We start from the raw sequence: 14,117 nt of genomic DNA, 5'->3' as shown, positions 1-14,117 counted from the left end.
AGCTTTAGCTTTGTCTTTAAAAAAGGATCCGACCCCCGGTTAATTAATTGTTAGCCGGGGGTCGGATCCATATTTTAGATTGAGACTGTCACTTTTGACAATTCAATCAATTACATTCAATTTTAAAAACGATAGAGTAGAAGACAGCCACATCTAAAAAAACATGACAGCCTCCCCTCATCAAACCGTACGTGCGGTTCTCCCGCATACGGCTTTCCGATATCCTTCTTCTCAAGCATGCACAACTTTCCAACGCGGTTTTACTGGTGGCTGATACAACCCTAAATAACCGTACAAATACTGCCTTGGAAATTTATGATAACTCGCCCCTCTATTTCTCACCTTGTGTCTGTACCTTAGTTGGTGTCGCAGACTTTCTTCCATATAGTATCGGATCTTCTTTATTTTTCGATGACCGTAACCATAATAAAAATAATTGCACCAGCCTCTGACTGTTGCATTTAATTGTCTAACCACTTCATTTATCGGTACTGGATTCATCGCTCTTCGAGTGTAAAATTTAATCTTCTCACTTACTTTTTTCATCGATTTCTGTGACGGCTCAACCATCGGGAATACTTTTCCTGATTGTTTGCTTTTTGCCATTGAAATTTCAAAACCTAGAAAATTAAACTTCTCTTTTAGCGAATCTACCACTTCAGTTTTGTCTCCATTAAGTTGTAAATCTAATTTACCCAAAACTTGTGTTAACACTTTATATGATGCATCTGTTTCATTTTTACAAAGAATCACTAAATCGTCAGCGTATCGGACTATTTTCGCTTTTAATTTAAATGCTAAATTGTGTTTGTCCCATATTCTATCCAATACATCCAGATAGATATTGGCCAATAATGGCGAGATAACACCACCTTGAGGTGTGCCTAATTTACTTTTCTTACCACCTGCAATAACCGTTTGTTTTCCGCTCTTTTCTACTTTGATCACCACCGACTTTAACCATTGATTTAATAACGCTAATACTTTCTTATCAGAAACTCTCAGCGATACTAACTTCATGAGCTTAACGTGCGCGATGGTATCAAAGTATTTCGACAGGTCAGCATCAATCACTTGTGTATGTCCCGATCTTAACGATTGAGTAATACTGTTCATGGCTTGATGAGCCGATCGATTAGGACGAAATCCGTAACTGTTATTACTGAAGCCCGATTCAAAAATTGGTTCAATGACAATTTTAACAGCCATTTGGATGATTCGATCTTCAATATTCGGGATACCCAACGGACGAGTTTCGCCATTACCTTTCGGTATGTCGACACGTTTAATTGGACTGGATTGATAGGAATTAAATTTAAGCTTAGATTGTAAAATATTTAAGTAACGCCACTTTGATATTTCTCGCTCTATTGTTTCAAATGTCACCCGATCTAAACCAGGTTTGCCATTGTTTTTCTTAACAAGTTCGTAAGCATATTGCAGGACATCCAAACGATAAACCTTGTCATAGATTGAATAAAAGCAAAATGTGGATTGTTGTTTGGCTTTTTGAAATAGTTTCCTCTGAAGGTCACCGACTCGTTTTTTCAAACTGGAAGATGTTAATAGCATAATGCAATCATCTGAGCCTTTTCCTCTTTGGTTACATGAATAAAGTAGAGCCACTTCCCTTGGGTGTCGTTATGTTGTCGCTCACCCTCAAACGGTACTATTAGCCCCTCTGACTTCCAATAAAGCCCGTCATCATTTCGCTCTTCGCTTATAAATGACCGTTGATTCTGCAAAAATCACCTTATTGGATCTCCCGTCCTGCACAATGTATCTTCCACCACATACCACTCTTATAACCCCGAAGGACTCTTTCGTTCATGCTCATTAAACATGTTTGTGACTGTCTAAAAAAGACAGATTAGAAATCATATTTTTGATTGAAAGATGACAGCTTTCCCCTTCAAATCAGAGAGTCAGCGTCCTTATTTAGTTAACGAGGCTAAACAGATTCACTTGCGTTGCGGTCTGCGGTTTCGCCTTTGAAAAACTTACAGCATCCAATTACTTGAACACTGCTTTTCAGTGCTACCTAGGTGAATGAGTAATTCCTAGGACAGGACTTTAACCTGCTAGATATATTGCCGGTAACGGCGTACGATCTGACCCTAATTTAAATTTTGGCTTAAATTGGATCTGACCCCAGGCTATTTCTAATCTTCTTGTTTAGGTGCGTCTACATCCGAGTAGTAGTCAATTTTTTTCAAAATAACAAAATCAGCACGTCTTAATTTATCATCGGACAGATATTGGTTCTCTGCATTAACAATCGGTAAAGACTCACCAAAAGCAATAATGGTTAACCGCTCTTTTTTGATGCCTTGTTCAACCAAGTAATCCAGCGTATTTTGTGCACGCTTTAACGATAGCCCTTTGTTGTACTCAACCGTGCCTTCTAAATCCGTATTGCCTTGTATTTCAAACACATAATCTGGGTTAGCTTTCATAAATGCGATGATTTTGTCTGTGATTTCAATAGCTGTTTGATTCAGACTGCCATCATCAAAATCAAAATAAATACTCACCAATGCATTATGTAAAATTGGGCAACCGTTTTCATCTAGCTCGAGTCCGTCTGGTACTTCTTTACAGTATGTTTTTGGAATAACAGGTAACACTGCAACTTCAACCACATCTTCTTCAATCACTTCTTCAACAACAGGCTCTGGTTGAATCATTGTTTGCTCTACTTCTGAATTATCAACAATCACGGTAGAACCGATATAGCGTTGAATAGACAGGCTTAAGCTTTTTGCATCTTTATCAAACCCTTCAACATTAAAACGTGCAAACCAGCTTTTATTTAGTTGCTTTTGTACACCAATAGACAGCGCTAATTGGATATTATTCTTTTGCTCCACAGGCACAATGTTATCTGATGCTTTAGAAGATAATGACGCGATGCCCACTTTTGCAAATGGGTTAAATTTCATTTCACGCTCTTTATTTATATCAAATAAATACCCACCTAAATGCAACGAAATAGCCGAGTATTTAAGGCGCTCTTCATTCGTAATATTTGGGTTAATGTGTTCAATTTTTGCATTACCTAAGCCGTGTAAATGCAACTCAGTGAAGTAACGTGGCGAAAAACGCCACCCCACTAATCCATTAATAGCAGTAGAAGCATGACTTTCTACTTTCCAGCTACTGATTTCATCATCTGGATAGAGCAATGACATACCCAAACCCAAGCCACCATATACACAGTTTAAAGCACTAGGTTGCTCTGCTGAATCACCAAGATTATCTAACATACTTGGATCGTGTTTATGACACACGGTGAAGTTAGAGACTTCGGGTTTATTCATATCTGCACTCATGTCAGCTGTTTGCGCCGACATTGAAAACATAGATACCATAGATGCAAAAACAGCCACGACCACTTTCTTTAAACGTAATATTCGACCAAACATCAAAGAAAGCATCGCTAAAATCAAAGCAGGTGATAATGAACCCGCGCCACGAATACCGGTTGTTAATGACTCTTCAGGTTGTAAATAATCACTGACGCCGTCTTCGTTATAGTCGCCGTTTTCGATGCTATCTAAATGCCCATCACCATCAGAATCCACATCTAAGTAGTTGGGCGTACCGTCGCCATCAACATCGTTATTAGCTACTAAATCATCATCAATACCATCGTTATTCGCATCTTTACCACCGGTTTGATCCACATCATATCGATCGTCAATGCCGTCAGTGTCGGTATCATTGCCCAAAGGCGGTAAATTATAGCTCTCTTGCGAGTCAGGAATTCCGTCGTTATCACTATCTAATTCAGGTGCTGGAGCAGGCGTTGGATTGACAAAATCTGCAAACCCATCTTGATCTAAATCAATTGCCCCAGGCATATCGGCATCATAGGCATCATCAATACCGTCTTGGTCTTCATCTGACCCTGTTGGTTCTGGTAAGCCCGCCTCTACTTGATCTAGAATGCCATCATTATTGCTATCAGTATCTAAGCGATCAGGTAAACCATCATTATCACTATCTTGGTCATTGCCACCCTCACTTTCTTTCACATCAGAAATACCATCGTTGTCATCATCTGGATCTAAACTATTAATGATGCCATCGCCATCTTGGTCTTTTAAATTACCGTAGATAGTCGGCTCATAATCCACAACATCCATAATGCCGTCGTTATCTTCATCTAATAAAGAATCAACTGACCCGTTTTTATCAGCATCTTGATTGGCAAATATTGTTGATTCAATATCAAATACACCATCATTATTTGAATCCACGTCAATGTAGTCGGCTAAGCCATCTTCATCTGTGTCAATCGGGTTGGTAATGTGAGTATCCAACTGATCCGCTACGCCATTTTCATTTAGATCTAAACTGCTTGGGAAACCAACTGCTTCGCGTAAATCTGATAATGAATCATTATCAGAATCTAAATCCACATAATTTGGCTTACCATCTGAGTCTGTATCTAACGCCATCGCATTGTCAGCAATGCCATCATTATTTAAATCAACGCTATCTGTGTGCTCATCAATATCAAACGCATCTGCAATGCCATCATTGTCAGCATCTTTAAGCGCACCATTTTCATCTAGTAAATCGCTTTCAAGTGAATCATAAATACCATCGTTATCAGAGTCAGGATCGATATAATCAGGGATAGAATCAGAATCCGTATCAATTAATACAATATCATCAATTTGACCGTCGTTATTAGCATCAACTCCATCTACAAATGACGTGTCTAATTGATCGGTAATGCCGTCTTGATCTTCATCAATAAAGAAAATATTTTGCTCAACAAAGTCAGGTAAGCCATCATTATCAGAATCTAAATCCAAATAGTTAGGCTGATCATCATCGTCAGAATTAACATTGCCTTCAATTGCATCAGGGATTGAATCATTATCTGAATCCAAATCTAAATAGTTAGCAATGCCATCTTCATCAAAATCGTTAGCAGTCTCTTCAGAATCGTTAATGCCGTCGTTATCAGAATCTATATCCAAATTATTTGGAATACCATCGCCGTCTGAATCGCCCTCACCTTCAATGCTGTCTAAAATGCCGTCCATATCCGTGTCAATAAAGTCACCGATTATTGGTGTAACTGGCGCTGAATTGGTTTTGGCATTATCTGTATCCGTTGCAGTAAGTGTGATTGCTGGCAATGATCCACCTGTATTCACAAAATCTGCACCCGCTTGAGTCAACACTATATTCATTGACGAAATAGCATAGTAGTCATTTGTATTGGAGTTTGTTTTAAACTCAACCATAGGCGCATTTTCATCTTCTTCATCAGAAGTCACAAAGCTTGAAATCACTTGGCCTTTAACAGTACGAGCATCAATGTTAGAACCTAATATCAGGGTAATAACAGGCGCTGCATTCACCAAAGTTGTATTTGGCATAACGGTATTTGAATCCACCGACTTAGCATCGCTATCTGTTGCTATTAATGTAATTGAAGGCAAAACTTCACCCGCATTCACAGAATCCGCACCTTTTTGAGTAAGCACTACATTCGAGCCTGAAATCATGTAGTACATGTCAGCGTTTGATGCAAAAGTAACTGAAGGCGTAATGTCTTCTTCATCTGTTGCTACAAACGTTGCAACTACTTGATCAACAGATGCTGAATTTTCAACCACGTTATCGCCTAATGTAATAGTGATAACAGGCGCATCATTCAACAAACTTGTTATTGGTGTCACTGTATTTGAAGTCGTCTCCAAATCATCAGAGTCTGTAGCCGTTAACGTAATGCTTGGTAATGAGTTACCAGCATTGACAAAATCAGCACCCATTTGAGTTAACACAACACTCATTTCTACAATTACGAAATAATCATTTGGTGATTCAAACGCAACAACAGGCGTGCCGTCCTCTTCATCGGTAGCGACAAAAGTGGCAATCACTTGATCTTTCGAAGCGGATTCTTCATCCACACTGGCGTCCGACGTCAAGGAAATTGCTGGAGCGTCATTTGTTGGTGTAATCAATGGTGTAACTGAATTTGAATTCATAGATTCTGATTCAGAATCTGTGGCAACTAATGTAATAGCAGGCAAGATTCCACCAGCGTTTACAGCATCAGCCCCTATTTGCGTCAACACAATATTCGAGCCCGAAATCATGTAGTACATGTCAGCGTTTGATGCAAAAGTAACAGAAGGCATAATGTCTTCTTCATCTGTCGCTACAAACGTTGCAACCACTTGATCCATTGCCGCTGAATTTTCAGTTACGCTTGCACCTAATGTCAGCGTAATTTCAGGGGCATCATTTGTTGGAGTTATGACGGGTGTTACAGAACTTGACGTGCTGCTTGAGTTTTCTATATCAGTTGCTGTTAAAGCAAAAAGTGGTAACGAATTACCTGCGTTAGCGGCATCTGCACCTGCTTGTGTTAGCAGAACATCTGAACCTGTAATCATGTAATACATGTCAGTGTTTGATACGAAAGTCACTGCTGGCGTTCCGTCTTCTTCATCGGTTGCTACAAAACTAGCAACAACTTGTTCTTTAGATGCTGAATTTTCTACCACGTCAGAACCTAACGTCAGTGTAATTTCAGGCGCATCATTAGTTGAAGCATTAACAGGCGTTACTGAATTTGAAGTGGTTGCCTCAGAATCAGAATCCGTCGCGAGTAATGTGATGCTTGGCAATGTTCCACCTGCATTCACAACATCCGCACCCGCTTGAGTTAACACAACATCTGAACCTGTAATCGTATAATACATGTCAGTATTTGATGCAAAAGTCACTGCAGGCGTGCCGTCTTCTTCATCGGTTGCAACAAAACTAGCAACAATTTGATCTTTAGTTGCTAAATTTTCAACTATGTCAGAGCCTAATGTCAGCGTAATTTCAGGCGAATCGTTTATTAGCATGGTAACAGGCGTCACAGCATTTGAATCCGTGGCTAAATTTTGCGAATCGGTAGCTGTTAATTGAATTTCAGGCAATGCGTTACCTGCATTAACTGCAGTTGCACCCAATTGTGAGAGTACGACATTTGAGCCCAAAATCTCGTAATAAGCACTAGCATTTGAATTTGATTCGAATGTGATCGCTGGCGTGCCGTCTTCTTCATCCGTTGCAGAAAAAGTAGCCACAACTTGATAATCCATTGCCGAATGTTCAACTACATCCGCCCCTAACGTAACTGATATAACAGGTGCGTCGTTATTGAAGTCAGACATAGGCGTCACTGGGGTTGAATCAGTGCTTGAATTTTCAGAGTCCGTCGCTGTTAAAATAATGGCAGGCAATACGCCACCAGCATTTACGAAATCAGCTCCCAATTGTGTTAACAAAATATTTAACCCTGAGATTAAATAATAATTTTCCGTATTTGAGTTTGTTTTAAAATCACTTGTTGGTGCTGTTGCATCTTCTATATCAGATGCAGTAAAAGTCGCAATCTGTTGATTTTCAGAAGCAGAACCTTCAACAATTAGCTCCCCTAATGTCACTGCAATACTTGGTGCTTGATTAGTTTCAACAATCACTTGTTTAGTCGATACTAATGAGGTTGAATCTACGTCTAATCCACCAAACTCAACTAAGTAACCTTTTACTTTGTAGTAACCACTTGTATTAGGTACGTCATTCCAGTTACCTAAGTTTTCATCTTTAGCAAAAAAGTGAGCAAACGATTCATTAAGATTTTGATAGTTATTTGGTTCTTGGTCATCCACTTCATCCCAGTTAGAGTACTGATTATTAACTGGAAAACCTTGATCTGAACCAGTGTGTGTAACGGATTTACCTTGCCAAAACTGCGTACCTTTCTCTGGGCCAGTGACCCAATACCAGTGATCTTCAACGGTAGTTAAACCCGTTAATTCGTTAATAGTTGCGGGGTCATCCGATGCGCCCATCCATGTATTGTCATCAATTTTTGAATAAACAAATGTATTTTCGTGATCGTCCCCAATGGTGACCAAATAACCTTGTAGGCCAAAATACGTTTTTGTGTTTGCATCAATATTGGCTTCTTGCCACGTGATATTGATATCATCTAAACCTTCTGCATCGTAGCCTTCTGGGCGTACGTATAAATAGTAGTGACTGTTATAAATGTTATATAACGTGTCTGGATTATTGTCATCAAATACAAAATCCACTTTACGAGCACCTGACACTGAGCTTCTTAAAGAAACGGTTCTTGCTATTTCTTGATATTGCGCGGCAGTTGCAATGCCTGAAAGCTTCAAAATATAGGCATCAACATTATCAGTTTCAAAAACACCCGTTACGCCATGTTGCTCTGTGAAACTCAATATATCCCCAGTTTGAGGCGATTTTAAGACCACCCACATACCTGGAATTGAGTCATTATCATTTATACTTAAGTTAATTGAGAATTGATTATCAACTAGGTTGGTTTGTGCCAAATAAGCGGTTGACGTTCCTTGTGAAGCATTAAAATCAATTGAGTATGCGCTGGTTGCAGTCGCTGCGACTAAAGCCGTGACTAACGAGTGCTTTGCGAATTGTAATAATTTAGAATTGAAATTTACCGTGGATTTCATTGTATTCCCTGTTAATTAGCATTAATAAGTAAAAATTCCATGATTTATAAAAATTAGGCATTACTGTTTAAAAATCGATCACACAATTGCAAAAATTACACACATTTACAAGAAGTAAGTCACGAATTTTCAAAATAAAATCATTTAACCAAAAAACACAGAACCATATAACTAAAAAAACTTAAAAAACTTGGACATCTACTTGTAGGGCATAAGCGCAATCGGGATAATACGCACTCTTTTCATCTGTAAGATTTATTAGATTATTATGATTGCTGAATATCTCACCCTGCTTGTCAGTATTATTTTGGTGAACAACTTCGTGTTGGTTCAATTTTTAGGTTTGTGTCCGTTTATGGGGGTGTCCAATAAACTAGAAACCGCCATCGGCATGAGTTTGGCAACGACTTTTGTTTTGACCCTTTCCTCCGTACTTGCTTACTTAACTTATAACTGGCTATTAGTGCCGTTAGAGTTAGAGTTTTTGCAAACCATCTCGTTTATTTTGGTGATTGCCGTTGTGGTTCAATTTACTGAAATGGTGGTTAAAAAATCAAGCCCTCTTTTATATCGAGTTTTGGGTATTTTCTTACCGTTGATTACAACTAACTGTGCGGTATTAGGTGTGGCGTTGCTAAACATTAAAAAGAATCATACGTTTATGGAATCTTTTTTATATGGGTTTGGTGGTGCAATTGGTTTTTCTTTAGTTTTGATATTATTTTCCGCGATGCGTGAACGTATTAACCAAGCAGATGTGCCGTTACCTTTTCAAGGCAGCGCAATTGGTATGATCACAGCAGGTATTATGGCCCTCGCCTTTTTAGGTTTTAGCGGTTTAGTGCCAGCATAAGGATTCGACATGATTTTTACATTATCTATAACAGCACTTGTTTTACTGTCTTTAGCGTTTGGCGCTTTGCTAGGGTTTGCGGCGATTCGCTTCAAACCTGAAGGGGACCCAATTATTGATGAAATTGACGCGATTTTACCGCAAACACAATGTGGACAGTGCGGTTTTCCTGGCTGTAAGCCTTATGCAACGGCAATAGCCAATGGCGAAGACATTAACAAATGCCCACCTGGCGGCCAATCCACTATTGATCAAATAGCTGAATTACTTGATGTTGAAACCATGTCTTTGGACGCCGAACACGGCGAAGAAAAACCCAAACAAGTGGCAGTTATTCGTGAAGACGAATGCATTGGTTGTACTAAATGTATTCAAGCCTGCCCTGTTGACGCCATTTTAGGTGCAGCCAAATTAATGCATACCGTCATTGAGTCAGAATGTACCGGTTGTGATTTATGTGTCGAACCTTGCCCTGTGGATTGTATTGATATGGTGCCTGTTGCCACTACATTGCAGTCTTGGCATTGGGACCAACCAAAAATGGGTGTGGAATTGATTCAAACCAAACAAATTAATAGCGAGACCTATTTATGAGCCAAGTACATAAGGTCTATCCGCTTCAAGGTGGCGTGCACCCACCCGAAAACAAAGACCAGTCAAACCAAACAGCTATTCAAACTGGGCCCATTCCAAATGAATTGGTCTTGCCGTTATCTCAACACATTGGTGCGCCCAGTAAAGTGTTGGTTAATGTCGGTCAAACTGTTTTAAAAGGCGAATTAATTGCATCAGCAGATGGGTTTGTTTCTGCAAATGTACATGCCCCTACTTCAGGAGTCATTAAAGCGATTGAAGAGCGTCCGATAGTGCATCCATCAAGCATGAAGGCGACCTGTATTGTGTTAGCACCTGATCAAAACGAAACTTGGATTGATCGACATCCAGTATCAGATTACCGAACTTTATCTGCTTGCGCATTAGTTGAAATGATTCAACTTGCTGGCATTACAGGAATGGGCGGCGCAGGCTTCCCAACTCATGTTAAGTATCCTAAAGATAGCTCTAAAATTGATACATTAATCATCAATGCCACCGAGTGTGAACCTTACATTACAGCCGACGATCGTTTGATGCGGGAACGCGCACAATCTATAGTGACAGGCATTGAAATTTGCCAACATATTTTACAAGTTAAAGATGTATTTATTGGCATTGAAGACAATAAACCAGAAGCCATTCAAGCCATGCAAGAGGCTGTAAAAAACAGCCTAATCAATAACATCACAGTACGGATATTCCCTACAAAATATCCATCAGGCGGTGAAAAACAATTGATTCATATTTTAACGGGTAAAGAAGTGCCTAAAGGCGGGCTGCCCAATCAAATTGGCATTGTTTGCCAAAACATCGGTACCGTTTACGCCATTTATGATGCGGTTATGAATGACCATCCTTTGATTTCTAGAATCACAACAGTAACGGGAGATGCAGGTGGCTCATTAGGTAATTATGAAATTTTGATGGGAACACCAATTAAAGCATTGCTTTCCCATGTAAAGTGGGAAGCCAATCAAGCAGAGCGCGTAATCATTGGGGGGCCAATGATGGGTTTCACAGCTGATAATTTATCCGCCCCTTTAATTAAAAACGCCAACTGTTTATTAGTACCTAAAAAGAAAGAGCTACCTAAACAAAATCCTGCGAATCCGTGTATTCGTTGTGGACAATGTGAGCAGGTGTGCCCTGCTGGATTATTACCTCAGCAATTACACTGGTACGCAAAAAATGACGATTTAGAAAAAGCGAAATTAGAAAACTTAGCAGACTGTATCGAATGTGGGGCCTGTTCATTTGTATGCCCGTCCCATATTCCATTGGTTCAATTTTACCGTTACGCCAAAGGTAAAATTCGTGAAGAAGACAAAGCACACGAAGAATCAGAGCGCGCAAAAGGCCGTTTTGAAGCGCGCCAAGCACGCTTAGATGCAGAAGCAGCAGTGAAAGAAGCCAAGCGTCAAGCTCGTGCCGACAAAGCGGCCCTTTCTGCAAAAGCGAAAACAACAGGCAGTGCACCTGATGCGGATTTAATTGCGAAAGCAAGAGCGAAAGTCGCGGCATCAAAAGCGCCGGTTGCCAAAACAGACACCGCAACGTTAGAGGCTAATTTAAAAACGGCCCTTGAAAAAGTCGAGAAAACAAAAGCACGTATCGAAGAATCAAAAATATCTGAACCCGATATGGCCGGTGCACTTGAAATAGCCCTTGGCAAATTTATCGATAAAGCCAATAAAGCACAGGTAGCATTAGATGAAGCGAAGGCAGGATCTAACTCAGCCCAATCGTTTGATCCAAAAACACAGCCTGCTTTAAATGCTGATGCGTTTGAATGTTTAGACAGCTTGCAAGCCAAGGCAAACAAAGCAGAAGAAAAGCTAGAAAAAGCAAAACAACGCTTGGCCGATGTCAAAGACTCTGAGCCTGAAAAAGTCGACATGCTAACGACATCGTTAGAAAAATTCGCCCAAAAAGCCAAGCAAGCTCAAGAGGCTTTACAAGCATTTCAAGCACCTAAACAAGAAGCACAGACAACTCCTGTTGAAGCTGAGCCCGTTTTAGATCTTGAAAGCATTCAATTAAGTTACGATCAAGCTAAAGAAAAACACGAAAAAGCAGCGGTCAGACTTGAACACGCCAAGCAAGAAAAACCACATTTAGTAGAAGGCTTAGAAAAAAACGTTTCTGCGTTTTTAGCAAAAGCTGAAGCATTAAAAGTACAACTTGATGCAGCCCTTGCTAGTGATCCTGAAGCTAAACAAAAAATGAAAGCAGCGGCGCAAGACAAAGTCGCCAAAGCTGAAAAGAAATTAGCCACCATGCAACAAAAATTAGAAGACGCAAAAGCAAATAATCCTGATTTGATTCCTGCTTTTGAAAAATCCGTCGCCACCATGCAAGGCAAATTAGATGTTGCCCTTGCACAATTAAATGAGGATGCGTAAATGGCATTTGTAAATATCACGTCTCCCCACGTTGTTGGTCATAACTCGGTTACGTTAATGATGGGCAAAGTGTGTTTGGCATTAGTGCCTGCACTTGCTGCGTTAACTTACTTTTTTGGCTGGGGGTATTTAATTAATGTCTGTCTTGCTATTAGTGCGGCAGTATTTTTTGAAACCATGATTGCATTATTACGCAAACGCCCTATTTGGTTTTCAATCTCTGATTTAAGCGCCGTGACCACCGCCATGTTATTAGCCCTTGCGGTGCCGCCATTTTTACCTTGGTGGGCATTAGTCATCGGGATCTTTTTTGCGATTGTGTTTGTTAAACATTTGTTTGGTGGTTTGGGTCATAATCCGTTTAACCCAGCCATGGCGGCTTACGCATTATTATTGATTTCGTTTCCGTTACAAATGACCACAACCTGGTCCGTTGCATTACAAGACAGCCACACGCTTGCCAGTTTTTCTCAAACTTTAAGCGCTATTTTTACAAGCTCAAACGTCGATAGCTTTACAGGTGCCACGGTTTTAGATGTATATAAACAAAGTATTGATGCATTAACCCAAGCAGAAATTCGTGAAAATTCAATCTATGGTGACTTTGTTGCCCAAGGTTGGGAATGGGTATCATTGATGTATTTAGTAGGTGGCCTGTTTTTGATTTGGCAAAAAGTGATTACATGGCACACACCTGTTAGTGTTTTAGCAGGTCTGTTTGTTATGAGCGTGATTTTTTCTTATGACGGCGACACTCACACAACCATCTCTTTGCACTTATTTGCAGGCGCAACTATGTTGGGTGCGTTTTTTATTGCAACGGACCCAGTGTCTTCTGCAACCAGTAATTTAGGTAAATTATATTACGGTGCGGGTATTGGTATTTTGGTTTATGTATTTCGTACATGGGGCCCAAATCCTGAAGGGTTTGCCTTTGCGGTATTGTTAATGAATTTTTGTGCACCGTTTATTGATCATTACACTCGCCCACGTACTTATGGCCAAACTAAAGCAACACGAGGCTATAAAGCATGAAAGATGATAACAAACTAGACACACAAGAAGTAGCCGATCAAAAAGTGGAACTCACACTGATTCAATCCATTTCAAAAAATGCCATTGGTCTTGCCTTGTTTGCATTTTTTACAGCGGGATTAATTGGTATTACACAAATAACTACCGCTGATCTTATTGATCAAAATGTAAAAGACTTCAAACAGAAATCACTTTTAGAATTAATGCCAGAAGGCTTAATTGATAATAACGTGTTAAATGACGAACACGAATTTGACAAACAGTTTGATCAACTTGAATTATTAAATTTACAATTAAACGATGTATATTATTTAGGGTTTAATGATCACCAAATTCAAGCCATTATTTTACCGATTACCGCACCTGACGGTTATACAGGTAACATTAAAATGTTAGCTGCTATTTCACCAGAGGGTAAAGTATTAGGTGTGCGTGTCATTGAGCATAAAGAAACACCGGGCTTAGGTGATAAAATTGACATCAAAAAATCCCAGTGGATTACAGGTTTTGATAATAAAAATTTAAACAATGCCAACTGGAAAGTCACTAAAGACGGTGGCGATTTTGATGCATTTACTGGTGCGACTATTACACCAAGAGCCGTGGTTAAATCATTACAAAAAGCATTAGAATTTTACGACATCAACAAATCTGTATTTTTAAAACACACTCAAATATCTGTAAAAGAGCAATAGGCCA

Annotated in this window: 7 protein-coding genes; 5 read left to right on the top strand and 2 right to left on the bottom strand. The window is 39.6% G+C overall.

Features of this window, described 5'->3' with window-relative positions; genetic code table 11:
- Nucleotides 1-231: 231 nt before the first annotated feature.
- Nucleotides 232-1,572 carry a group II intron reverse transcriptase/maturase gene (gene ltrA / locus TYM08_RS09245; protein ID WP_422379593.1) on the bottom strand — a complete coding sequence of 447 codons (1,341 nt, stop codon included), beginning with the start codon at nt 1,570-1,572 and terminating at the stop codon, nt 232-234.
- Between the two features lie 590 nt (nt 1,573-2,162).
- Nucleotides 2,163-8,531: an OmpA family protein gene (locus tag TYM08_RS09240; RefSeq protein ID WP_422382686.1), complete on the bottom strand. Its 6,369-nt coding sequence runs from the start codon at nt 8,529-8,531 to the stop codon at nt 2,163-2,165.
- A 268-nt stretch (nt 8,532-8,799) separates the two neighbouring features.
- Between TYM08_RS09240 and rsxA the strand changes: the two genes are divergently transcribed.
- Genes rsxA through rsxG form a run of 5 tightly spaced genes read left to right on the top strand, consistent with a single transcriptional unit; the run spans nt 8,800 to nt 14,113 of the window.
- Nucleotides 8,800-9,384, top strand: coding sequence for an electron transport complex subunit RsxA (gene rsxA, locus TYM08_RS09235; RefSeq protein WP_422382685.1), 585 nt, complete (start codon nt 8,800-8,802; stop codon nt 9,382-9,384).
- 9 nt (nt 9,385-9,393) lie between these two features.
- Nucleotides 9,394-9,978, top strand: a complete 585-nt coding sequence (gene rsxB, locus TYM08_RS09230) for an electron transport complex subunit RsxB (RefSeq protein WP_422382684.1) — start codon at nt 9,394-9,396, stop codon at nt 9,976-9,978.
- Nucleotides 9,975-12,383, top strand: a complete 2,409-nt coding sequence (gene rsxC / locus TYM08_RS09225) for an electron transport complex subunit RsxC (RefSeq protein ID WP_422382683.1) — start codon at nt 9,975-9,977, stop codon at nt 12,381-12,383. Before rsxB ends, rsxC begins: the two co-directional genes overlap by 4 nt.
- Nucleotides 12,384-13,418 carry an RnfABCDGE type electron transport complex subunit D gene (locus tag TYM08_RS09220; RefSeq protein WP_422382682.1) on the top strand — a complete coding sequence of 345 codons (1,035 nt, stop codon included), beginning with the start codon at nt 12,384-12,386 and terminating at the stop codon, nt 13,416-13,418.
- A complete protein-coding gene (rsxG, locus tag TYM08_RS09215; RefSeq protein WP_422382681.1) occupies nt 13,415-14,113 on the top strand; it encodes an electron transport complex subunit RsxG in 699 nt (232 codons plus the stop codon). Before TYM08_RS09220 ends, rsxG begins: the two co-directional genes overlap by 4 nt.
- Nucleotides 14,114-14,117 lie beyond the last annotated feature (4 nt).

This window comes from Marinicellulosiphila megalodicopiae (assembly GCF_045862395.1).
Lineage (GTDB): Bacteria > Pseudomonadota > Gammaproteobacteria > Pseudomonadales > Natronospirillaceae > Marinicellulosiphila > Marinicellulosiphila megalodicopiae.
Note: the sequence above shows the minus strand (reverse complement) of the source record. Positions and strands in the feature narration are given on the sequence as shown.